General features: G+C 39.3%; 26 protein-coding genes and 1 tRNA gene. 15 read left to right on the top strand and 12 right to left on the bottom strand.

All coding sequences use genetic code 11. From position 1 onward, the window contains the following. Positions 1-29 precede the first annotated feature (29 nt). The 11 genes from CL181_RS07515 to CL181_RS07465 all read left to right on the top strand — a co-directional run bounded on the left by CL181_RS07515 (position 30) and on the right by CL181_RS07465 (position 9895). On the top strand, positions 30-656 hold the full coding sequence (locus CL181_RS07515; RefSeq protein WP_097298688.1) for an orotate phosphoribosyltransferase-like protein: 627 nt from the start codon (positions 30-32) through the stop codon (positions 654-656). A 26-nt stretch (positions 657-682) separates the two neighbouring features. Next, complete coding sequence (locus tag CL181_RS07510) at positions 683-1090, top strand: hypothetical protein (protein ID WP_097298687.1); 408 nt, start codon at positions 683-685, stop codon at positions 1088-1090. Beyond that, a complete protein-coding gene (locus tag CL181_RS07505) occupies positions 1087-2544 on the top strand; it encodes a cobyric acid synthase (RefSeq protein ID WP_097298686.1) in 1458 nt (485 codons plus the stop codon). Before CL181_RS07510 ends, CL181_RS07505 begins: the two co-directional genes overlap by 4 nt. Then, positions 2541-3479 (top strand): ribose 1,5-bisphosphate isomerase, encoded by a 939-nt coding sequence (locus tag CL181_RS07500; protein WP_097298685.1) that lies wholly within the window; start codon positions 2541-2543, stop codon positions 3477-3479. Before CL181_RS07505 ends, CL181_RS07500 begins: the two co-directional genes overlap by 4 nt. A gap of 88 nt (positions 3480-3567) precedes the next feature. Beyond that, complete coding sequence (locus CL181_RS07495; protein ID WP_097298684.1) at positions 3568-4266, top strand: hypothetical protein; 699 nt, start codon at positions 3568-3570, stop codon at positions 4264-4266. Continuing rightward, positions 4266-4838, top strand: coding sequence for a hypothetical protein (locus CL181_RS07490; protein ID WP_097298683.1), 573 nt, complete (start codon positions 4266-4268; stop codon positions 4836-4838). The genes CL181_RS07495 and CL181_RS07490 overlap by 1 nt, the downstream gene beginning before the upstream one ends. Before the next feature lie 89 nt (positions 4839-4927). After that, the gene (gene tgtA, locus CL181_RS07485; RefSeq protein ID WP_097298682.1) at positions 4928-6376 is read left to right on the top strand and encodes a tRNA guanosine(15) transglycosylase TgtA; all 1449 of its coding nucleotides are present in this window, start codon (positions 4928-4930) and stop codon (positions 6374-6376) included. Positions 6377-6658: 282 nt separating this feature from the next. Further along, positions 6659-8026 (top strand): PAS domain S-box protein, encoded by a 1368-nt coding sequence (locus CL181_RS07480; RefSeq protein ID WP_097298681.1) that lies wholly within the window; start codon positions 6659-6661, stop codon positions 8024-8026. Positions 8027-8106: 80 nt separating this feature from the next. Next, complete coding sequence (locus CL181_RS07475; RefSeq protein ID WP_097298680.1) at positions 8107-8682, top strand: flavodoxin family protein; 576 nt, start codon at positions 8107-8109, stop codon at positions 8680-8682. Between the two features lie 60 nt (positions 8683-8742). Further along, the gene (locus tag CL181_RS07470; RefSeq protein ID WP_097298679.1) at positions 8743-9207 is read left to right on the top strand and encodes a PspC domain-containing protein; all 465 of its coding nucleotides are present in this window, start codon (positions 8743-8745) and stop codon (positions 9205-9207) included. A gap of 4 nt (positions 9208-9211) precedes the next feature. Next, the gene (locus CL181_RS07465) at positions 9212-9895 is read left to right on the top strand and encodes a pentapeptide repeat-containing protein (RefSeq protein ID WP_097298678.1); all 684 of its coding nucleotides are present in this window, start codon (positions 9212-9214) and stop codon (positions 9893-9895) included. A gap of 377 nt (positions 9896-10272) precedes the next feature. On the opposite strand, the gene CL181_RS07460 is transcribed toward CL181_RS07465, so the two are convergent. From CL181_RS07460 to CL181_RS07445, 4 genes are all read right to left on the bottom strand, one after another. Further along, positions 10273-10851, bottom strand: coding sequence for a hypothetical protein (locus tag CL181_RS07460; protein ID WP_097298677.1), 579 nt, complete (start codon positions 10849-10851; stop codon positions 10273-10275). Then, the gene (locus CL181_RS07455; RefSeq protein ID WP_097298676.1) at positions 10848-11051 is read right to left on the bottom strand and encodes a hypothetical protein; all 204 of its coding nucleotides are present in this window, start codon (positions 11049-11051) and stop codon (positions 10848-10850) included. The genes CL181_RS07460 and CL181_RS07455 overlap by 4 nt, the downstream gene beginning before the upstream one ends. A gap of 90 nt (positions 11052-11141) precedes the next feature. Further along, positions 11142-12881 carry an ATP-binding protein gene (locus CL181_RS07450; RefSeq protein ID WP_097298675.1) on the bottom strand — a complete coding sequence of 580 codons (1740 nt, stop codon included), beginning with the start codon at positions 12879-12881 and terminating at the stop codon, positions 11142-11144. 4 nt (positions 12882-12885) lie between these two features. Then, positions 12886-13980 carry a DNA repair exonuclease gene (locus CL181_RS07445; protein ID WP_097298674.1) on the bottom strand — a complete coding sequence of 365 codons (1095 nt, stop codon included), beginning with the start codon at positions 13978-13980 and terminating at the stop codon, positions 12886-12888. A 452-nt stretch (positions 13981-14432) separates the two neighbouring features. On the opposite strand from CL181_RS07445, the gene CL181_RS07440 reads away from it, so the two are divergent. Next, a complete protein-coding gene (locus tag CL181_RS07440) occupies positions 14433-16061 on the top strand; it encodes a radical SAM protein (RefSeq protein WP_097298673.1) in 1629 nt (542 codons plus the stop codon). A 161-nt stretch (positions 16062-16222) separates the two neighbouring features. Here CL181_RS07440 and CL181_RS07435 read toward each other — a convergent pair whose 3' ends face one another. Then, positions 16223-17044 carry a hypothetical protein gene (locus CL181_RS07435; protein ID WP_097298672.1) on the bottom strand — a complete coding sequence of 274 codons (822 nt, stop codon included), beginning with the start codon at positions 17042-17044 and terminating at the stop codon, positions 16223-16225. A 156-nt stretch (positions 17045-17200) separates the two neighbouring features. Between CL181_RS07435 and CL181_RS07430 the strand changes: the two genes are divergently transcribed. The 3 genes from CL181_RS07430 (at position 17201) to CL181_RS07420 (ending at position 18925) form a co-directional block, all read left to right on the top strand. After that, complete coding sequence (locus CL181_RS07430) at positions 17201-17398, top strand: hypothetical protein (protein WP_097298671.1); 198 nt, start codon at positions 17201-17203, stop codon at positions 17396-17398. Between the two features lie 247 nt (positions 17399-17645). Next, the gene (locus CL181_RS07425) at positions 17646-18752 is read left to right on the top strand and encodes a DUF2117 domain-containing protein (RefSeq protein WP_097298670.1); all 1107 of its coding nucleotides are present in this window, start codon (positions 17646-17648) and stop codon (positions 18750-18752) included. A gap of 83 nt (positions 18753-18835) precedes the next feature. Further along, positions 18836-18925: transfer RNA gene (locus CL181_RS07420), tRNA-Arg, on the top strand. A gap of 177 nt (positions 18926-19102) precedes the next feature. On the opposite strand, the gene CL181_RS07415 is transcribed toward CL181_RS07420, so the two are convergent. The 7 genes from CL181_RS07415 to CL181_RS20220 all read right to left on the bottom strand — a co-directional run bounded on the left by CL181_RS07415 (position 19103) and on the right by CL181_RS20220 (position 24095). Then, on the bottom strand, positions 19103-19852 hold the full coding sequence (locus tag CL181_RS07415; RefSeq protein WP_097298669.1) for a 4-phosphopantoate--beta-alanine ligase: 750 nt from the start codon (positions 19850-19852) through the stop codon (positions 19103-19105). Next, positions 19849-20694, bottom strand: a complete 846-nt coding sequence (locus CL181_RS07410) for a pantoate kinase (protein ID WP_097298668.1) — start codon at positions 20692-20694, stop codon at positions 19849-19851. The genes CL181_RS07415 and CL181_RS07410 overlap by 4 nt, the downstream gene beginning before the upstream one ends. A gap of 54 nt (positions 20695-20748) precedes the next feature. Beyond that, positions 20749-21900, bottom strand: coding sequence for a signal recognition particle-docking protein FtsY (gene ftsY / locus CL181_RS07405; RefSeq protein ID WP_097298667.1), 1152 nt, complete (start codon positions 21898-21900; stop codon positions 20749-20751). 15 nt (positions 21901-21915) lie between these two features. Beyond that, positions 21916-22365: a prefoldin subunit alpha gene (gene pfdA, locus CL181_RS07400; RefSeq protein WP_097298666.1), complete on the bottom strand. Its 450-nt coding sequence runs from the start codon at positions 22363-22365 to the stop codon at positions 21916-21918. Next, positions 22362-22541 (bottom strand): 50S ribosomal protein L18Ae, encoded by a 180-nt coding sequence (gene rpl18a, locus CL181_RS07395; RefSeq protein ID WP_097298665.1) that lies wholly within the window; start codon positions 22539-22541, stop codon positions 22362-22364. The genes pfdA and rpl18a overlap by 4 nt, the downstream gene beginning before the upstream one ends. 111 nt (positions 22542-22652) lie before the next feature. Further along, complete coding sequence (locus tag CL181_RS07390) at positions 22653-23942, bottom strand: SLC13 family permease (protein WP_097298664.1); 1290 nt, start codon at positions 23940-23942, stop codon at positions 22653-22655. 6 nt (positions 23943-23948) lie between these two features. Continuing rightward, entirely contained in the window at positions 23949-24095 is a 147-nt protein-coding gene (locus CL181_RS20220) for a hypothetical protein (RefSeq protein ID WP_176505108.1), read from the bottom strand. Between the last annotated feature and the right edge of the window lie 125 nt (positions 24096-24220).

Below are 24220 nucleotides of genomic sequence, written 5' to 3'. Positions count from 1 at the left end.
GTATTATTATCATTTCCGGTGAAGTCCTTATGAAAACAATCGATGAATTAATTAAAAAAGCTGTAGAACTCCAGGCTGGCGGACTCTTAACAGGCCAGATCGCTGATGAATTGAATGTTTCCCGCGAAACAGCAACATGGCTTCTTGTCCATTCCAAAAAGGGTGACGCTACCGCAGCTCCCAAGGATATTTATATTGACTGGAGCAACATCGGACGAAGCTCGAACAGGCAGAGATTTATCGCAAGCTCATTGACTGATATGGTTATTGAATGCCTTAGCAAAACAGGATCTGATATTGACGTTATCGTAGGGGTTGCGCTTTCAGGTATACCTCTTGCTAACCTGATAGCAGATGAATTAGGGGTTGAATTTGCAACATATCATCCGAATAAGCAGAAATGGGAGCCGGAATCAAAGGAAACAGGCGGAACAATAAGCCAGAACTTTGCAAATGTTGCTGGAAAGAATTGCGTAATTATAGATGATGTTGTAACATCAGGAACGACTCTTACCGAAGCCGTAGCAGTTCTAGAGAACCTTGGAGCAAAACCAGTAGCTATAGCAGTACTTATTGATAAGAAAGGAATTGATGAGATAACAGGCGTTCCTCTTAATGCACTGCTGCGAGTTACAAGAGTGGACAAATCCGAATGAACAGATAAGGAAGAAATAATTCTAAAATGCCAAATTGGGCTATACATTTAATCGTTCCTTTTCTTGCCCTTATAATGGTGGGCAGGAAAAAGGATTACAAATATATCCTTTTGCTGTTACCACTTGCAGTTTTGCCTGATATTGACACTTTTGCGACTGAACACAGGGCGCTTTTACATAATATTTTTATTCCTGCAATACTTTTTTATCCGGTATACAATCAAATGGCATTTATCGATGCAAGCATTGAAATGAGTAAGACAAATCAATTATTATGGATATTTGATTATGGTTTTAGCAGTTACAGCGAGAACTGGAAGACCGGCTATGGGTATATATCAGACAGCGTAGGGACTGGTTCCCTGGTTTTTGTATTGGCAGCAGGTGTCTGGGCGGCTTACCGAAACAGAATATTTGGAAAGGAAAATGAATGAAAAAAATTACAAAAAGCCTCATGGTCGTGGGTACAGGGTCACATGTGGGAAAAAGCATACTTGTGACCGCCCTGTGCAGTATCCTCTCAAAAAGATATTCAGTTGCCCCATTTAAGGCGCAGAATATGAGCCTTAATTCCTGGGTAACGTGCGATGGCAGCGAAATCGGGATAGCGCAGGCAATCCAGGCAAAAGCGGCAGGGGTTGAACCAACAGCAGACATGAATCCAGTATTATTGAAGCCAAAAGGTGATCACAGGTCACAGGTGATAATCCTTGGAAAGCCTGTAGCTGATAAGGAAGCAGGGGATTATTATGATTCGATAGATGATGTTATGTCAATTGTTTCCGGGGCTTTTGAGCGTCTTTGCGATCTGCACGAATTAATAATAATAGAAGGAGCAGGAGGAGCCGCTGAAATAAACCTGTATCATCGGGATATCGTGAACACGGGTATGGCAAGACTTGTTAAGCCTCCGATAATACTGGTCGGGGATATCGAGAGGGGCGGGGTTTTTGCAAGTATTTACGGAACCCTGCAATTGCTGCCTGCGGATATCAAACCCCTTGTTGCCGGTCTTATAATAAACAAATTCAGGGGAGATATAAAGCTACTTACGCCGGGAATAAAACAGCTTGAAGAGATCACCGGACTCCCTGTTCTGGGTGTAATTCCTTATACTAATATGAATATACCATCAGAGGATTCTGTTTCCATTAAAGACAAAACCCGTAATGGCAATCCGGTCAAGATCGCAGTGATACGGTTACCCCACATATCTAATTTTACTGATTTTGAGCCTCTTGAACATTGCGCAGATATTGAATATGTTGAACCGGGTGAAGAACTCCCAGGATCAGATGCGATCATATTGCCTGGAACAAAAAACACAATGGATGACATGTCAGTCCTGTTATCCAGTGGAATGGGACAAAAGATCATCGACGAAGCAAAAAAAGGGATCCCGGTGATCGGAATATGCGGGGGTTACCAGATGCTTGGAAACGAAATAATCGACAGCGGTATAGAAGGGACAAATGGTGCATGTTCAATAAAGGGACTTGGGCTTCTTAATGTTTCTACGTTATTTGAGAAATACGAAAAACAAACACGCCAGGTTGAAAAACCCGTTACTGGAGACGGACGGATACTTGGGGCAATAAAAGGCCAAAAGGTTTCAGGATATGAGATCCACATGGGCGAGACAAAAGGAGAAGCGCACGCATTCGGGGATGACGGAAGCGTGAGTGAAAACGGGATTGTCATAGGTACATATCTTCACGGGCTATTTGAGAACAATAATTTCAGGAATTCTTTCCTTAGCTATTTATATAATCAAAAAGGATTGATATATGAAGATAAAATCCAGGGCGATGGTATTGAGGAACTTGCAGGATTCATTACATCCCATGTGGATATGGATTCGATTTACCGGATGCTGGAGGAACAATGAAACAGCTTTCAGAAACAGCACAAAAGATAAAGAATATGGAGATAAGGGGCGCGGGAAGGATCGCACGAGCAGCGGCAGCCGGACTTCGCGATTATAGCCAGCGCATTGGAATAGGGAAGCTTGAAGAATTCAATAATAAGATGATTGAGGCTGCCCGGCTTCTTATCAGTACGCGCCCCACAGCAGTATCACTGCCAAATGCGGTTCGTGCTGTGATGAGATATAAAGGCGATAGCATCGATGAAGCAAAAGCAAATATCAAGGAACTTGCAGATGGATTCATTCTGAATTCAGAAAGCGCTGTGCTAAAAATTGGCGAAATCGGCGCACACAGGATCCGGGATGGCGACACGATAATGACGCACTGCAACTCCAGTGCCGCAATTTCAATAATGGCTGCCGCGCATAAGGGTGGGAAAAATATCTCTGTTATAGCTACGGAATCCCGCCCAAGATGGCAGGGACATCTGACCATCAGGCAGCTTGATGAAACCGGGATAAAAACATCATTAATAGTAGACTCTGCCGTTCGCTATTTTATGAAGGAAGTTGACCTTGTGGTGATGGGCGCAGATGCTGTTACGGCTAATGGTTCAGTTATAAATAAAATAGGCACATCCCAGCTTGCCCTTGCTGCGCATGAAGCAAGGAAAAACGTGATAATTGCAGCCGAGACCTATAAATTCAGCCCAAAATCATTATTGGGTGAGCTTATTGAAATAGAAGAACGAAACAGTTCTGAAGTAATAGCAGATGAAAAATTACGGGAATTCTCAAACGTATCTGTGAAAAATCCTGCTTTTGATGTAACGCCTCGCGAATATATCGATCTTATATGTACGGAGGTCGGGGCGATCCCTCCTGAAATGGCGTATTTTATAATAAAGGAATACCTGGGCTGGGGATTGGGAGATATGGATCAAGGGCTAAAATAATTGTATAATAATTGTATGATCATATGATATTTTTTTAATCAAAAGAATTAAATATCATTATTATAATCATATATATCATGGAGATCTCATGAGTACAGATGAAATCGCGCTTTTTACCATTATTGTTTTTCTTTTTATTATTGCGATTTATCAATTTGTATTGCTCAGGAGATCACATGAAAAAAAGCAGCATCAGGAACAAAAAAATATTGAATATAAGGATATCGTTGATATAACCCCGGAATTCAAGTTTGAAACCCAGACGAATAACGTAGATATTCACCAGATCAAGGACCTGATGAAACCCGTGACAGATATTGTTATAGCAGAACCGGATGCGGAAACAATCAGTATAGAAGAGAAAATCCGAAGGCAAAAAAGAGATTTAAAAACCTTTCCTGACCCGGATAATAAAATACACGATATAAAAAATGATACCCAGGAGGGGATAGATGAAATTCCGAAAACAAAACCAGGTATCACAGAATCCCATGCAGCAGAAGACATTAATGTAACAGTAGCAATGATGGAAGATGTTTCGGGGCTTAAGCTTGAAGACACGTTGATAGGGATCGAAGAAGGAAAAAAGAGACGAAAAAAAATTGCCACGAAGAAATCAGATTCGACGATTAAGAAATCAATAGTTTCATCGGTTAAACCATCGGTCGGGGAAAAAGAAATAAAAAAAATCAAGCCAAAAAAGAAGTCCTTAAAAAAAGAAGAAAAAGAAGAAGAAAAAGTTATCCAGAAGGAAGCTCCCGGGGAAGATGAAAAGCCGGTGAAATAATGAAATCACTTCACATTATTCTCTTTATTTCTATCTTATTAGTGATCAGTTCAGGAAGTATTGGTTCAGTCGATGAAAAATCCGGTATTAATGGTTATGTGGAAAAAATTATAAAATTATACAATGACGCCTATCTGGAAATCATTAGAGTTTATAACGATTTTATGGATAAAAACTTCAAACCACCAAACTATGAGATCAACCTTAGCGAGACAAGGATACTGAAAGATTGTTTTGATATTTCCCTTGATGCTAAATCGCCTTGCACACTCGTTAATCTCGATATTAAGAATAATCAGAATGACAGTGTAACTTTTGAAATCACAGGACGGACTATTGTTACAAAAGATGGAAAGCAACTTGATAAATATGGCGGGTTATATAATACAAAACAATTGAATAGTCAATGCGATACTGAAAATTTCTTCAAGCTTTTCCCAAATGCCAATAAAAAAACAGGAATATGTTTTCCAGTAGTAAGTAAAAATGATGGTCCGGTAATGTACATAGGGGTAAAGGCAAACGGGAAAGAAAATGAATATAATTTTGACCTGGCCCCATATATTTCCTGATGTTTGGGAAAAAATTTAGAATTTAAGACCTCATCCTGATATACTTCTACCTCATCCTAATATACTTCTCATTCCAATATCAGGCTATAATGCCTCCAATCTTCGAAATTCTCCAGAAGGACTGTGCCGGTCGTATCGGACGGCTGGAAACCCGTCATGGGATCATCGAGACACCCACGATCATGCCTGTTGTTAATCCCAATATCCAGACGATCAAGCCATCAGAACTTCGAAAATTCGGCGCCCAGATCATCATAACAAACTCATATATAATCTACCGGAGGCCCGACCTGAGGGAACGCGCCCTGAAGGAAGGCTTACATTCGCTTATCGGATTTGATGGCCCGATAATGACAGACTCAGGCTCATACCAGTTATCGATATACGGGGAAGTGGAAGTAAATAATAAACAGATAGTTGAATTCCAGCAAAATATCGGCTCAGATATCGGAGTACCTCTTGATATTCCTACACCTCCTGATGTTTCACGAATGCGCGCCGAGTCCGAACTTGAACAAACAATAGCCCGGGAAAAAGAAGCTCTGGGATCAAGAAAAGACATGCTTCTTGCTGCGCCTATCCAGGGTTCTAATTTTGCTGACCTCAGGGAGAAATGTGCGCGCGAGTTAAGCTTGCTTGATTTTGATGTTTATCCTCTTGGAGCGGTTGTACCTCTTATGGAATCATACAGATTTTCTGAACTTGTAGATGTTATTGTTGCCTCTAAAAAAGGCCTGTCACCGGCAGCTCCTGTGCATCTTTTCGGGGCCGGGCATCCAATGATGTTTTCTCTTGCCGTGGCTTTAGGCTGTGATCTTTTTGATTCCGCATCTTATGCCCTGTACGCCAAGGATGGAAGATACATGACAACGCGGGGCACGTATCATATTGAAAATCTCCAGTACCTGCCCTGTTCCTGCCCGATATGCAGTTCGCTAAGTGCCCGGGAATTGTTTGAAAGCGAAAAGCGTGAAGAGCTGCTGGCGCGCCATAATCTTTATGTTACCTTTGAGGAAATACGGGTTGTAAAACAGGCAATACAGGAAGGAAGCCTGTGGGAACTTGTGGAAAATCGATGCAGGGCGCATCCTCAATTATTATCCGGACTGAAGAGGGCGCTATCACGGCATTCAGGATGGATCGAAACAATCCAGCCATTATCAAGGTCAACTTTCTTTTACAGTGGACCGGAATCATCCCTGAGGCCGGAAGTTTTAAGGCACAGGAATAAACTCAAAAATTTGAATATTGATGGAAAGGTTCTTATCAGGAATAAAAGACTTGAAAATGAGGATGAATTTGACCGGGTGTTTGATTTCAAGCCCCCGTTTGGCCCATATCCATTAGAACTCAAGGAAACATTTCCTTTCAATGCAGAAATAGTTGATGAACCGGATCATGAATCACTGACTGTTGCCCTTCAAAATACGCTTCATTTGATCGAATTAAACCCGGATTCTGAATTTACGATCCTGCTGGATAGTCTGCCTGGACATCCTTTGATAAAGGAAATAAATAATTTAAATTCATATCGTTAAATAACTTCAAATTGTCCGACTTCTCCGATAAAAGCATCATTTTAATATTATTGAGATGAAAGACCAAAGGAGAATTTATTTAAAGTTAATTATCCTTATATAAAAAAAAGTGATTATTATGTATATGAGGAAAAATATGTTCAAACTGGAGGAACTGGACTTGAATAAAAAATACTTCTGGTGGAAGACAGGCTGGATTATATATTTAGGACGGGCAAATTTGCCGGACACGAAGTTGAATATCTGCCTGCCATGACATTTCTTGACCTGAAAAGATAAAATATGAGCAAACAACTTCGGGTTCTGGTAGTCGAGGATTCAAAGGACGATGTTCTGCTTCTGATAAGAGAATTAAAGCGGGGCGGTTATCAACCGGAATATGAACGTGTTGATACTGCTGATGCTATGAGCGCAGCTCTTGATTCAAAAAAATGGGATATCATCATATCTGATTATGTTATGCCTCGATTTAGCGGACTTTCCGCTTTGAAATTATTGAAAAAAAAAGAGATCGACGTGCCTTTTATCCTCGTTTCAGGCAGGATTGGGGAAGATATAGCCGTTGATGCCATGAAAGCAGGGGCACAGGATTATATCAGGAAGGACGATCTGAGGCGCCTGAATCCTGCTATCGAGCGGGAACTTGAAGAGGCAGAAGGAAGGCTAAAACGGAAAATTGCCGAAGAGGCACTGCGGTCTTTATCTTTACGTTATGAAGCAATACTATCTGCGGTTCCAGATATTATTATGGAAGTTGATATCAACAAAATATACACATGGGCAAACAAAGCTGGTTTCGAATTCTTTGGTGGTGATGTTATCGGAAAAGAAGCTGCTTTCTATTTTGAAGGCGAACAAAAAACTTACAACATAGTGCAGCCTTTATTTGCGGGAAGAGAAGATGTTATTTATGTTGGGAGCTGGCAGAGACGAAAAGATGGCGAACGGCGTCTTTTAGCATGGTGGTGCCGTGTTCTCAAAGATTCAAATGGAAATGTAACCGGAGCACTATCTACAGGAAGGGATATCACCGATATCCAGCGCGGGGAGGAAATGCTGCGCGAGAGCGAGAAAAAGTTCAGGGCTATGGCTGAAACATCACCGCTGGCTATATACATGTCAGCTGGAATAGAGCAAAAAACCGAATACATAAACCCCACGTTCACTAAATTATTTGGTTATACATTAGAAGATATTCCAACAGCGGAAAAATGGTGGCCTGTGGCTTATCCTGACGAAAAATACCGCGCAAGGATCGAAGAAGAATGGCGAACTAAGGTCAGGCAGGCGATCGAAACAAAATCAGAAATAGAGCCGATGGAAGTTATCGTCACCTGCAAAGATGGTTCAAAGAAATATATCTCCTGGAGTTTCATTTCGACGGGGGAACAGAACTGGACTTTCGGCCTTGATCTGACCGGGAGGAAAAAAGTGGAAGAGGAACTTAAGAAATACCACGAACATCTTGAGGATATGGTAAAGGAGCGAACTGCGGAACTGGAAAAGAAAACAGCAGAGGTTGAGCGCATTAACCGGCTCTTTGTGGGGCGCGAACTCAAGATGAGTGAACTTAAAAAGAGGATAGCAGAGCTTGAAACGAAATTGGGAGATCAAGATCATCATGAAGAATCCAGATCAGTGGTTCGATAAGTGTGTGAAAGTGAAGTGAAACAGGGCAAAATTGTGAAAATCAGAGTACAGGAAAAAGAAAAGGAGAAGGAAAAGATAAAATGAGAGTAGTGGCAATTAATGGAAGCGCAAGGAAGCAAGGGAATACTGCAATTCTTATAAAATATGTGTTGAGTGAATTGGAGAAAGTTGGGATAGAAACAGAACTAATAGAGCTTTCTGGAGAGAAAATACAGGGATGTACGGCCTGTTATAAATGTTTTGACAAAAAAGATGGGCATTGTGCTGTTAAGAGCGATATTGTAAATGATTGCATCGATAAGATGGTAGAAGCTGACGGAATAATATTAGGTTCACCAATTTATTTTGCCGATATAACCGCGGAAATGAAAGCCCTGATAGAGAGATCGGGAATGACGGCATTAGCAAATGGCTCAATGTTCAAACGCAAGGTTGGTGCGGCTGTGATAGCTGTACGAAGAGGCGGCGCAATCCATGGATTTGACTCGATCAATCATTTCTTCCATATAAGCCAGATGATCGTTCCTGGTTCAAGTTACTGGAACATGGGTCTTGGAAGACAGATCGGAGATGTCCAAACAGATGAAGAAGGAATCCGGACCATGAAGAATCTTGGAGAAAATATGGCATGGTTGATGAAAAAGATCGTTGTGTGAAAGCTTTTATCTTGAATGAAGATATTATTGTTGTTTAACTATTAAGGAGGTATCATTAATATGTCAGGGGAACGCATTACAAAAAGTAAAACCGACAAGGTCATTGATGGTGTATGCGGCGGCATTGCCGAGTATTTCGGGATTGATTCAGTCATTGTCAGGCTTGTCTTCATCGTGCTTGTATTTTTAAATGGCATCGGTTTGCTGCTATACATAATATTAGTCATAATAATGCCAACAGCTGATCAAGCCGGCCAGCCGCAAAAAGAAACGATCCAGGAGAATGTACAGGAAATAGGTGAACGGGTAAAAGAAGCAGGCGAAGGATTGGGGCATGCTTTTTCAAAGAGAACCGAAGAAAAACATTCAAAACGTGCAGGATGGTTCGGTATTATCCTTATTTTGCTGGGTATCTTTTTCCTTCTTGAAAACCTTCATTTGATACCGTGGATAGATAAAGACCTTCTCTGGCCAGTTATTATTATTTTTGTTGGAGTGTGGTTGCTGATAAAGCGCTGGAGTTGATAGTATGAAACCGGGATATGTGGGGCCACTTCTTCTTCTGGCCATTGGATTTATCCTGTTATTCAATAACCTGGGATCACTTCCATGGGAGATATGGGGCAGCTTATGGCAGTACTGGCCTGTAATACTCATTTTGTCAGGCATACAGATACTTGCAAGGCGTTCCGGATCCGGTATTATGTATGTATTGGCGGTAATTCTTAGTATTTTATTGATCATCGCAACCGTTTTTTTGGCCTGGAACGGATATCCTGCACCAGATACAGTGGAAAATAACCTGGAGTGGTCTATATTTAATAATAGCCATCCCGGGGATAATAATTTTGATTTTGCTGATCTTGATAATTCAGACTTTAATAATTCAGTATTAAATGGCGCCAATATGAATTTTGCAAGCATGCAATATGCAAATTTTAGTAATTCAAGCCTGAATGGTGCAAATATGAATTTTGCAGATCTGAAATATGCAAAATTAAATAATGCAGGTTTGAAAGGAGCAAATCTTAATTTTGCAGGTCTGGAATATTCAGACCTGAACAATGCGGTTCTTGATGGCGCTAATCTTAATTTCGCCAATCTTGATGGCGCAAACATGACAGGCGCCCGGATGGAAGGTGCCAATCATGTATTTGCGATAACCTCCAAATCCACGATATGTCCTGATTCGAGAAATGGACCGTGCTGGTAATCTGTGAGCATCCGCCTATCTGTGTTCTGTATTGCCATGTTAATTGTTACGGATGCGCACGAATTCTCCGACTCTGCGCGGTTCTCACTGCTGCCTAATCTCCCAATTTATCGGGCTGCACCATCCGGGATGTGGCTATCTTATTTTAAATATATACAACATCTTTCGATCCAGATAGATATGTAATAATCCTGCATCACTACCCCCGACCGAGGTCGGGAGCATCCATGCGCAGGTGCATGAGGAATACTGTCGCCTTTTATCACTTTGGAATGTATTGAAAAGAGAGGGCACTCAAGCTACGTGACGAAAAGTAAGTGGGAACGATTATTCTTGTAGCAAGAACTTGTATGGTTCTATCTCCGATTGCGCAAAAATCATTTAACGGTTAAACCATTTGCAATATTTGAAATCTGCTCAATGTTTAAACCTGATAACCAATATGACAAAATTCCTGTTTTCCATGCCGTGTACCACAATGACCAGTCATTGGTAATTAACATGGCGCTTTTCATTTCCGCATATGAGATTACAAATACATCCATACCGCCGAGCATGACTTCTGTTTTTGATTTATTCCAACCCGGTACATCTGTGTCTTTTGGATTCTTTTTGATTTTACTGAGCTTCGAAGAATTCGCTATGCACCTCTGAAAATACAGGTTAGAAGATAGCGAGTAGAGAGTGTTCAAACTTTGCTCTGTCGTAAACGGATAGATCTCCACAGCGACCTGTAACAATTTCTCTATACCTTCATTTGCCAGATCTGAAGGAAGAATTTTGGATAATACCGTTCCGACCTCTATTGGTATTACAGAAGGTATCACCAATTCATTTACGCCCGATATGCAAGATTCAAAAATCTGAGATGCTTTTTCATGAAGTGAGAGCAATTTTTCATCTTTTGGGAAGCGAAGAGCATGAACCAGAACATCAGAGTCAAGAACCAATTTCAATAAAATTCACCTTTAACTCTGGTTTTTCTGATGTATTCGGTGGGCTCTATAGATATTTTAATTACTTTTTTAGTTTTGGCAAGATATTTTCTGTAATCATCTATTGTGATCAACGCCTCCTTTTTAGAAATAAAAGATTTAAGCAACTCAACCTGCTCTTCAAGAGCCTTGATTTTTTTGTCTACATGAAGTCTTTGCATTTTAACACCCGACTACTAAAGCTTTAAATTATATATTGTATTTCCACATAAATAATTATGTGAGTCTAATGCTGAGGAGATTAAAATTCATTAGTTCAACTCGATTATTTTACCTGTAAAATTTTTAACCTCTTGATGATACGGTCTATGGGATATAAGAATTATTTGTTTATTTTTTGCTAGTTCGTTTATCATATTTATCGTCTTAGCCAATCGTACATTGTCAAAATTATGGAAAGGATCATCTAGAATAAGGGGGATATTAGTATCACCACTTAATAAATCAGACATTACAGTTCTTAAGGTGAAATATAATTGATCTTTTGTCCCTTGACTTAAATAAGAAACATCAATATATTCTTTAGCTTCCGGTTCTTTAATTTTAATATTCAACGTGTCTTCTTCAATTTTCAAATCAGAATATCTTTCGTTTGTTATTTCTTTTAGAATTTGTTTTGAATTCTTTTCAATCATAGGGGTAAACTTATGGTGAACTTCAGATTCTGCCAATTCTAAGAAATGAGCTGCTAATTTATATTCTTCAATTTTTTTATTTAATTCACGTTGATTTTCTTCAATTGAATCTAATTCCTCTTTAACTTCTTCAGGACTTTCAACAAGTGTTGTAGTCGTTCTGATACTTGTCTGCAACTCTACTTTTCTTGATCTTAACGTATCCACTTCTTTTTTTAATGTCTCTAATTCATTAAAGTCATTTATATTAAAGTTCACAAGTTTATACTCCTCAAATCTTTTTTCGATAATGGCTTTTTTATTAATTAATTCGTTTTTCTCTGTAAGATATTTTTGTAACTTTTCATTATCTTTTTGAACTGGTTTTCGCTTCTCCTCTTTTTGCAGTAATTTAATTAATCCCCAAATTACCAAAGGAATACCGATTACCAAAAGAATATCGATTGCGGCACCAATACCTGTTAGGGATATTAAAATACCAATTAGAGTTAAAATAATCCCTATGGTTTTGTCAGGGATTGGTTTGGTAGAAACTTCTTTATCAGAAGATAAAGTTTCTATTAGTTCATCCACCTTTTTTATTTGTTCGTTAAGATGTTTATCCTCCCCTGACAATTTATCTTTTTCATAAAATAACTTTTTATTTTGTTCTAGATTTTCCAATTTTATTATTTTATCATCAAGTTCGGTACCTATGTTTTTGAGTTCTCCACTATCTTCTGCTACTGATCCCCTTGTTTTTTTAACAGATTCCAACTTTTCTTTAAATTTGACTTTTTCTTCTTCTAAATTATCAATTTGTTTGGAATAGTCTTTTGCCACTTGATTCATTTTTGCAAGTGCTTTAGTGGCAGAAGATTCAGCACTGCCTGCAAAGACTTTTTCAATCATATCCTTAATTTTATTTTTAACTGAATTGTCCTCTAATATGGCTATATGTGATTGTCTTATAAATGCAGTGTTTTCAAAGACTTTTTTATCATCAAAACCAAAGTGCTCCTTTAAAAATGGATTTATATTTTTATCAATTGTTGCAATTTCCTTCATTCTACCATTTTCTATTTTTTCAAGCCTTCTTTTTCCAGATTTATAATCCGAAATTATTTTAAAAATATCAGCTTTATCAGTTCTGTAGGTTAAAACAGTTCTGCACGTTTCATTATTATTCCAACAGATAAAAGGCTCAATTTGAGCTTTTGTATATTTGAAAATGGAAGCTGATATCGCTTCTAAGACCGTACTTTTCCCAGCTTCATTTAATCCTATGATAAAATTTATTCCCTCATCGAAGTCTATGGGCTTTTCTTTTGCAAATTTCCCAAATCCTTCCATTTCTAGCTTTATTAATTGAACCATTTTATCACAATTTTTTATCTAAATGCCCTACGCCTATTCTCAAAGCATTTTCCAATCTCTTTTTCTTTTCAGAATCTTTCTCTTTTCCAATTTCGGCTTTGATTAATCGTATGAGATTGCCTCTAATAGTCTCATCTTCTATGAGATTTTCAGGCAGATGAATGTTGTCCACAATTTTAAGGAGAAAATAATTTTCATCAAATTCCTTTAATAAGAGTTCAATATCGAGATTAAGATCTAATGAAGGAAGCCCTTTAAGAACCAATCTTAAAGCTTTGTTTTTATCCTTATTCTTTTCAATAATTTTTCTTATCCCCGAATCTGATTCAAAATTTGTACAATCAATCTCCAGCGTTTCAAATTCTCGTATGTTAGTTTTTATTGATCTAATAGTAACATTACCATCGTTATATGAAGCTAATATAATTGAGCAGTCCTTTTTATTCTTAAATGTTAGTGGTTCAGGAGTTCCTGAATAGAAACATTTTGTTTTACTTTTAATCTCTAAAGTATCATGAAAATGACCCAATGCAACATAGTCTAATTTACAGTTATTCAAGTCAGCTGTTGTTATTCTCCTGTAACCTTTTTCAGGTTCTTCCTCCCAATTAATATCAATTATGGAACCGTGAATCAATCCAATTTTAAAGTTATCGAAATCGTTTGCTTTAAATCCCTTTAGCGGTTCTTTTGTATCATCTATGTATGCTAATCCGTAAACAGTCAGCCCATCTATTTCTTTGGCTTCTAAATCGGAAGAATCAAAAATAATAACATTTGATGGAAACCTATATGCTAACCATACACTACCGTTTTTGTGAGGATCATGATTCCCAGAGGAAATAAATACAGTAATTTTTTCTTTGTTTAACCTTTCAAACTCACTAATTACAAATTTTACCAATGATTTCTGTGGTTCAGCAGTATCAAATAAATCTCCTCCAATCAGTAAAGCCTTTACTTTTTCCTTTATGCATAAATCAATAATATTCGTGAGTACGTTTTGGCAGTCAATTCTATGAAGTTTGGATTTGCTTCCAAGAACTTTAAATGTGGATCCTAAATGTAAATCAGACGTGTGAACAATTTTTATATCCATAATCCTTTCGACTTAAATTAATATACAGTTATTGTATATATAGACTTCCGTTTAAAATATTATTAGTCTTGCAAAGCATGCGAATCTATCCATCAATAGTTTTTAAGCCTTTTATCACAAAAGACAATTCAGGAGAGGGATTATCTACAATAGAAACTCTCTGTAGCTTTATTCGTGCCCATTTTTGGCGACATTATTGTACCTTTATTTTAATCGCCCTTATGGATGCACAAAACTCCCATCGTCTTCAGTCACCCACAAACCCGTACAAATGTTACGATGCCTGTAGATACGTTTTTAACTATACAGAATCTTATTGAGTAATATAGTTCTAATTTATCGATCCTTAAAACTGACGATTAGACGTTTAATTCTATACAAATCCATAAATTGTATTGTATCACAACAAAATTACCAACAAAAATTAAAACCTCTCCAAAAACAACAACACAATGCGCGTTCTGATAATTGACGGGTATGTGGATGAACCTGCATGCCTTGGCGTTCCCCCGTATATGGCTCCTTATCCTCGTTACATAGCAGGCGCTCTCATAGAAAAAGGAGTTCAAAAAGAGGATATCATCTATCGCACAATAGACCGGATAAGAACACGCAGGGAGCCTCTGCGATTTGATCTATATATTATCATAGCAGGAATGACAGTTCCGGGGAAGTATTTAAGAGCATCACCCATCACCCTTAAAGAGATCAACGAATTATCGCACCTTGAGGGTACAAAGATTATCGGAGGACCGATCAGGTTAGGATTTGGCGAAGAAGGCGGCTCATCTGCAAAAGAGTTTTCTGTTCCGGGAATTACGCTTGCAAAGAAAGACATTGAAGCGTTCGTTTACGATCTTATGGATCACAAAGACCCCGCATCTGTCCAGCACAGGATGCGGACAAACAGTGAAATAGGCAGATGGGCAGAATCGGGCACTTTCATTATCACCCAGCATCCTGATTATCCATTTGTTCTATGCGAGCTTGAGACATACCGGGGATGTCCGCGCCATTCACATTGTTCTTTCTGCACAGAACCATTCTACGGAAAACCGGATTTTCGTGAAGTTAACGATGTTGTAAGAGAAGTGTCAGCTCTCTATGAGAATGGAGCGCGCTATTTCAGGTTAGGAAGACAGCCCGACTTGTTCATGTACCGGTCAAAAAAAGGTGTCCCTGACCCTGGAGCTCTGGAAGAACTTTATAGCGGCATACGCAAAGCTGCGCCAGACCTCAAGGTGCTGCATATGGATAACGCCAATCCCGTAACGATATCGAAGTATCCGGATGAATCGCGAAAGATCGCAGAGATAATCGTTAAATATCATACATCAGGTGATGTCGCAGCTCTCGGAATGGAAAGCGCAGACCCTGATGTTATCAGCGAAAACGACCTGAAAGCAACGCCTGATGAAGTATTTGAATCTATAAAACTTTTAAACGAAGCAGGAGCTGCACGCGGGGCAAGTGGTCTTCCTGAACTTTTGCCTGGAATAAATTTTGTCCATGGACTGAAAGGTGAAACAAAAAAAACATTTGAACTGAATTTTCAATTCCTGAAAAAAGTGCTCGATAGCGGTCTTATGGTCAGGAGGGTGAATATCAGGCAGGTCATGACATTTGCGGGAACCCCGATGCAGGGGCATGATGAAGCTGTATGGAAGAATAAGGAGCTATTTCTTCGCTATAAAGAAAAGATCAGGAACGAGATTGACCTTCCCATGCTTCGCCGTGTCATCCCTGCCGGAATCCTACTTAAAGATGTCAGAACGGAAATTTACGATAAAATTACATTCGGAAGGCAGCTTGGCACATATCCCCTGCTTGTGGGAATTCCACTTAAACTTGATACGGGCTGCTCCTTAGATATTCTCGTCACAGGCCACGGGCACAGGTCGATAACCGGAATTCCTGTGCCTGTTGATATTAACCGTCTTCCAGTTAAATTACTGAATATGCTTCCGGGAATGGATAATAAACAGGCTGCACAGGTGATGCGGGGAAGACCTTTCAAAGACAGAGAGGATATTATGGAACGGACATCGATCCGGGGAGAGATACTCAATCTTCTTTTATAATTACTTTTGATTCAAAAGATTTATTATTATGATGGACAATAGTATTAATTGGATAGATAGGATGAATATTCAAATAACAAAAGAAAAAATTGTAATATGGGTGCTTGCCCTGATTGCTGTAGCACTTTTAAGTGTGCCAAAATAAAGCCCGTTTTTTTTGGTTAATTCTTTTTCTTTAACAGTGCATTTTTTGCAAGTGTCTTATAATATTCTCTTGTGATCCCCTTTGATATCCCGGCCGCATCATCCAGAAGTTTTTTATCTTCGAATTTAGTTCCGATTTCAATACCGGTTTCCAATATCTTTAACAAAACTGCGGACTTCTCAAAATCATCTATGATATTATCAGTCATTTCTCCTGCTTTTCTAAAAAAATTGTAACTTCGATTATCATTAAGTTTAGCCAGGACCGCACTGATATCACAATATGCCAGTATTTGATATATGGTTTTGATCCCTTCACTTTTTTCAAGTACCTCAATAGATCTATCGAGCAGATCCAATGACTTTATTTGATCAATATCTGCCATTACCTTTGAAAGATTCCGATAAGCCATTGCACGATATGTGTTCATCGGTATTTTTTGTACAAGGTCAAGAGAGGCAAAATAGATCATCTCATCTTTTTTATTAATACCATATTTCCCAAAAGCAAATACGATTTCAGAAAGCGCAACAGAAAGGTCAAGATCATTATCTGTTTTTTCTGTGATTTTAACGGTTTCATCAAATGTTTTTTTATCTTTCCGGTTCATTTTTGAAATGGCACGGATGATCTCAACATAAGCCTTGGATGGATCGTCAGTAACCATTCCTGCAATCTTCATTGCTTCTTCAATATACGCAGGATCGTTTGAACGTACCGCGTTCCGGGATAGGATTCCCACTATAGTCCTGTATTTTCTTGAACGTTCAACCGGGTCAGGAATACCAGCAGCCGATCCGATGATTTCTTTTATCTTGTTGATATTTTCATCATGCATATTCCCGGATTTACAGGCGCTTTTCTTATATATTTTTGCTTTTCAGGAACTGATAGAATATTTCTTGCGGCAAAAGCTATAGAAATACACGATAGAAATAAGCACATGACCAGACTAAAAGGAAAGATATTTGTCATAATAAAATAGTAAATTTGCATGATGAAAAAAACGAACTCTTATTTCACAGCTTCTGCGGCATCATTAACATATTTTGTTACATTCATTATTCTGAAATATCTTTTACACGATAAAATCCTGGACTGGAAAGGTGCGCTAATAGGCGCTATAATTTTCTGGGCCGTAATTTTTATTGTTCATCAAATCCTTAACAGGCGCTCTGATGATTTAGATTAATATTATTATATAAAAAAATGGTTTAAAGTGTGTTATAGTTTTTTAATAATAAATAAATTATATACACAACGATTAAAAATATAACGAGTTGTAAGAGAATCGCAGTAATCCACCACAAAATCTTAATTACGATTAGGGCAAGAATGATCGCAATGATGACAAGGACAATATTCCTAAGTTGCATAAATAGCTTTTATTATTTTTGATACTTAAATATTTATTCCGATACCTCTAATTAATCGATAGCATGCGTATAGGGATCATTCTTCATGGGCCTGAGATAGTTGATATGGGTTCTGCAGGGAAAATAATCGGCATATTCAAAAAAGAGCATGACATAACCGCAAGACTTGGAGGGACTATGGGAAGAACAGCAGTTCTGGATGCAGGTCTTGAAAACATTATTGACATTTCCGGGGGGCTCACGCCCAGTGAAACTATAATCGCGATGAAAAATGATATTGACCTCGCAATACTCCTTAACCATGGAAAAACACTGGATACCGGCCGCTATTTTGGCAGGATCGTAGCGTCTAAACTGGATAATTTACTACCATTTGTGCATATCGAGAGCCCTGATAATAATGGCAGGATAATATACTACTATCCACCTGCGAAAAGATGCGCTGAATTTGTCAGGAACTTTCTCGCAAAATATGGAACTTATGACCTGCCTGTGGAGCCGGGAATACCCGAACCCTCGCATATCCGGATCAATGGGGAGCTTGTCATCCGCAGCATAGGAGGCGCGTTCATTGGTGAAAACATCCGCCTCGATGGTATTGTGATCGGTGAGACTACAAATCCTGATATTGAAATTGTATGCAGGGATGGAAAGATCATAAGGCTCAAAGGCATAAAAGTAAAACCGCATGGTCTTGAAAAACTTGAAAATCGCGTTATCAATCTTTTCACAGCAAAGGTAAAAACTGGCGGTATCAGGAGAACAAGACCAAAACCAAGGATAAGAGATATCAATTCAAAAAAATCGAACAATAAAATAGCAATAATTGACCATGCTGCTGAATCAACCTTTGAGCTTGTACAGGATGCAGGGCTTGTCATAACAGTAGGGGATGACACTACGACAATAGCTGCGGATATACTGGCGCGTCTTGGTATTCCTGTTATCGGTATTATTGATGGGGATATGGATAATGTGCTTGAGAATACAGTGGTTCCGGAAGGGTCAATAATCATTCGCGTCCTGCCAGGATTTGATGATGTTGTGGGAAGGGAGATTTCCCAAGAAATAATGCAGGGAAAACAGCAATTCAGGCATGATAAGGATGAATTGACCGCAAAGATACTAACACTTGCTGAAAAATATGTGGTTGAAGTGACTTATTACTAACTTCGTGTCCCGAATAATACCGTTTTTGTCCGAAAGATACGATATATTAAATACAAACCACTGACATTTAGTAAAAACCCCAAGGGCGCGTGGCCTAGTCTGGATAGGGCGGCAGCCTCCTAAATAATATTGGAGCTAGCTGTAGGTCGGGGGTTCGAATCCCCCCGCGCCCGTATTATATCCCGCATTCCGAGCCCTTAACACCGCAAAGGACGCAAAGAGCGTAAAGCATAGCAGCAAATTCTTGTTTTCTGTATAGTTCGCTGTTTTTTTCATGTTCATTTATGAACCGCAGTTGATGGCGATGACCGACTTTTGCGGTGGGAATGCACCTAACGATATTGGTAATATCATGACCTGCCTATAAAAGAGATTAAGTTCTTGTTTATTTCTTCAATAGCAAGAGACAGTGTCTGTTTATTATCATAGCCCATAACAATATCTTTAAGTTGTTCCTGTTCCAGTTCTTTCAATTCTTCTGCAAATTTTGAAATATTGGGCACAGCGCGGATTATATTATCCACAATAGTTATCGTTGCACATTGCGCAGTCCTTGAAAGCGGATTGAGGTCAATGGCAATTACGGTTTTTCCCATACCTACAAGTGCTTTGCACCTGTCGCCATCCTCAAGAGGTACAAGAACGACATCAGCTGCGAAGATGCCATCACGGTCTACTTTTGCGCGGTCATGTTCAAGTCCGGGGATCAGAGCATCGTTCTTTGTAACCAGATTTTTTGCACCGAGGGATCGAAGATGCCCCATGATTTTATTTACCCTTTCTTCTGTCCTGTGAAATAAATTAACTTCAAGAGGCGCATTTACAAGTTCGCTTAACCTTATGAGTTCAAAACCGACAAGGGCTGCGGCATTTCCATTCACCGATATTACAGGTTTTTTTGCAAGAAGTAACTTTGCCGCTGCCACCTTCTCAGCACGCAAAGCGCTTTCTGTGGTTTTCTCACCTATCAAATAATCAAATGCTTCCCCCCGCCCCTGTGCTATCAAACCCTGGGTACTTGTAATACCTTTCCTGACCCCTTCAACTATTAACTCACGCGCCATAAGAGACTCATATCGAGGATGGCTTTTCGGTATCATATCAGGTGTGCCCCGGCATTACTTATCCTGCTTTCATGGACTTTCCCGAACTCCATAAGTGCGCCATTATCGTTTATTGCAAAAACAGTATCTCCAAGCATTGCCTGGCTTGCAAGACCGCCTGCGGCTTTTACAGCTTCGATGGCATCTTTTACCCTGGGGCTCATGAGTTCAATATCTTTTGCGAATGCTGCGGATTGTATCATGAAATTTTCAACCGTGGGTTTTTTAAAGAGTTCTTTGAGCCTTGATTTTCCGGCCCTGTTTATGGTCTTCTGTTTCAGTTCATCGGATAAAACTGATTTCGTGGAGATTTCATTGAACTCTATCCAGGATATTTTTGTATTCCTGGATGGGATCTTATCAATAATCCCACGAAAAGGCGCGCCTGCTTTTTTCCGGATAACCATGCCGCCAAAGGTCATTCCTGTGACATCTCCAAGCCCTGTCATGTTAGTCACTTCGGCACAATGAGCGGCTCCTGCTACTTCTTTAAAGGTCAAATCCAGGGAGAGCGCTTCATTTAGCGAAAGTGCGGCGCTCAATGCCCCGGCTCCGCTTGCACCAAACCCAGCGCCGATGGGTATGTCAAGTTTTGTATCAACGAGCACAGGTTCAGGGGTCAGGAGCCCTATTGCCGATAATGTTGTGGGGGCCCCAGTAACAATCCCATTGATCCTGATTATTGTTTCCTTTGATGGGCGCACTTCTGTTACAGCGCCGTCCTCAAGACATATTCCGCAGCCCATTGAACCTGAAAGTGACGGGTCTTTTTTAATGTCGATTATGAAAATACCTGATATATGGGCAGGGGCGAAAGCTTTACCGATTTTGTTTTGCATTTTTTATACAATAAGCGATCTAAACACAAAAAACTTTACATGATCAAATCACTATTATTCGAATAACCGTGAGATTAACCACTGAGGCTCGAATTTGACAAGATCTTTATAGGTTTGCCCGACTCCAAGGAAAAGTATTGGCTTCCCGGTAGTGTATGATATTGATATCGCTGCGCCGCCTTTTGAATCTGCATCCGCTTTTGTCAAAATGCTCCCGCTAAATGGCACAGCGCTGTTGAATAGCTTTGCCCTTTCAACAGCATCGTTACCTGCTATAGCCTCATCCACGAAAATAATAAGATCAGGATTGTTGACCCTGCATATCTTTTTTAACTGGTCCATAAGATTAATATTGATATGCATTCTCCCAGCCGTATCTGCAAGCACGATGTCCTTGTGCTTTGCTTTTGCGAACTGTATAGCATCATATATTATTGCTGCGGGGTCAGAGCCTTCCTGGTGCTTGATGATCTTTATCCCGAGAGCTTCTGCATGCCTGTCTATCTGCTCAATTGCGCCGGCGCGGAATGTATCGCCCGCAGCGATAACGACAGAATAATTCTGCGATTTAAAGCGTTCTGCCATTTTTGCAACAGTTGTGGTCTTGCCTGTTCCATTTACACCAACAAAAACAATGCTTACCGGTTTATTGGCCTTCTTGATGAACTCATCAAAATCAAAATAATCTACTGAAATAACTTTAAGAATGGCTTTTTTAAGCGCGTCTTCGACGATCTTACCCGTATCGGAGCCGATTTTTCTCCTTGTTCCAACAAGCTCTAATTTTATTGACTCAACTATTTTTTCAGCGACAGGAAGCGCTACATCACTCTCAAGAAGCGCCATCTCAAGCTCCCAGAGAATATCTTTTACGCTGCTTTCTTCTATTATGAATTCCTGTTCAAAGACCGCTGCTTTGATCTTATCGAATATGCCGAATTTTTCAGGAGCTTTTGGCGGGATTGCAGGTTCTGGAGTTTTCCTGATCTCTCCGATCTCCCCGGTCTCCGAACTTGTGACCCGGGTATTAAGGTCAGTTTTAACATCCGCTTTAACATCAGTTTTGATCCCGGCCTTAACGGTTTTAACCTTTACGGATTCGACCTTTGCAGGTTCTGTTTTTATAGCTTCTTTTTCTTTTGTTTCTAAAACTGTGCCAAGTGCTTTCTTAAAACCGCCAAGTTTCTCTTTGAGTTTTTCAAACATGTGAAATATATGAAATTATTCGGCGCGCATGGGCTGCTGTTGCTGCTGGGATTGCTGGTGCTTTTGAACTATTTTCTCTATATTTTGAAGTTCCTGGCCAATCTTTGCTATTGTAGTGTTCAGCTGATCATAATATTTTGTAAGTTCATCTTTCCTTTTTTCAAGGAATGATCTGGCATCGTCTATTTTTTTCTCAACGCTCACTCCCGCCCCGATTCCAACAACAATAGTATCCGTATTTACCAGGTTCGCCTTGACGAAAGAACCAAAACCGATGGGCACAAGTGTTTCTATCCCCGATGGTTCGTCTTTTAAAGCAGTGATTGTGGTCAATGCAGTCTCCACATCCTTGATTGTCAACTTAACCATATTTATCTGCTGTGCAATGGATTCCGCCTGGTACTGGTAGACCTGGTGCTTTTCTGATAATTCCGCTAGTTGCTGCTGGTTCAATACACCACTCATTCTTTAGCCTCGTCTACTGAATTTATCTTAATTAAACTGCGTCTTAACCTGTGCTCGCTTCCAAGAAGGGAAAATGTCTTTTCTAATGCCAGACTCTTGTTTAATGTTGTTATCTTTTTTGTAAATTGTTCCCATTTTTGTCCTGCTTTGAAATTTCCTTTGACTATAAAATTCATAATATCACCTGAACTGGGGTTTGAGTACTACTCAAACAGATATATATCTACTGTTATCCAGAAATAGAATGTATCGATTCACGAAATTAAAGAGTGTCAGGGCCGGAAATTTTAAAAAGATAGTTCTACCGCAAGCACTATGCTTGCTCCCAGTATGGCAATAGGAGTAACGAATAATCCGATCTTAAGAAGATCGGTCATTGTAGTATTCCATCCATACCTGCGCGCGCTTTCAAGCCAGAGTATCCCGGCAAGCGCCCCGAATGTGGTAAAATTGGCGCCAAGGTTTGAACCGATAACAAGCGAGTAACCCATTGCCGTGTTCATTGACGGGGATAGATTTGCCTGCTGGATTATTGAAAGCATCATGGCTGTCATGGGAATATTATTTACAAGATTGCACATTAAAGCAGACAAAAGCGACATGGAATAAATTGCGATGAAAATATTATCGCTCAATCCTGTAAAAACCATTTCGCCTATTTTGCTATTTACTCCGCTTGCATCCAGGCTTTTTACTACGATGAAAAGCCCGATAACAAAGACCACAACATTCCATGATATCATGTTTAGCCGATGTGCAATTCTTCTCTCGGAAATCAACAGGATCAAAGCCCCGCTTAATGTCACAAAGGATATTGGCACTTTATAATAATTCGCTATACCTCCAAAAATGATGACGCCAAGCAATACTACAAGTCCCAGGGTTACAATAGGTTTATTTTTTATAGTTACTTCGAAATCATCTTTCAAGCTAAAACTAAGCGGTATCTGTTTCCTGAAGATATATTTCAATAAATGATAATTTACAGAAGCTGCTGCGATCGTAGGAAGGAACATGTATCCGGTAAATCCGAAATAATCAAGCCCGAAACTATCCCCTATCAGGATATTTGTAAGATTCCCGATATAAAGCGGTATTGAGAACGTATTTGCAGCAAAAAAAGATGCATACATATATGGTTTTGGATTTATCCCGGCATTTTTACAAAAAATAAGGATAATGGGAGTTGTAGTCAGGATGACGACATCATTCCCGGCAAAAAGAGCTATTGATGAGACCACAAGATATGTATATAAAAATAATTTGTGCCCGCTGTTCCCTGATGCATGTATCGCTTTCCTTGCGCAGTATGCAAAGAACCCGTAATCATCAAGAAGACTTGAGATAATCATTAAGGTTATAAGAATTATAACTACATTCCATGTTGTAACAAGAGGCACTGGCATTTCCTGTGTCGAAATACCAAGAGCTTCAAGTACCTGGTGAGGCTTGAGAAGGAATATTACAGAAAGGACCGCGCCAATTAAAGCCGCATGGGCTTCATTGATCTTTTTTGGCTTAAGGACTATCAGTGCATACGTAAATAAAAAAACACCAACAGCCAGAAGCTGATTCAATTATGCCTAAACGCGTTCTTCATTGAATTCTTTGCATCCAAGATTTGTTTCATACACATTTTTTTTCATCCTGGTGCAGGAACCATCGTATTGTTCCCTGTTGCTTCCTTTCACTTTTGTTGAGAAGTGTCTGCAATCAACACAATACTTCAAAATTTATCCTCCTCTTTATTATTAAAAATTATCATAACTATTTAGTATCTTTTAGTAAATATTATTAAAAATAAATTATACAAAATCCAGCTGGGTTATTTTTGAAGAAAACTATTTCTCGAACC

The organism is Candidatus Methanoperedens sp. BLZ2 (assembly GCF_002487355.1).
In the GTDB taxonomy this organism is placed as follows: Archaea; Halobacteriota; Methanosarcinia; order Methanosarcinales; family Methanoperedenaceae; genus Methanoperedens.
The sequence above is the reverse complement of the archived record's forward strand: the minus strand, read 5'-3'. Positions and strand labels throughout refer to the sequence as shown.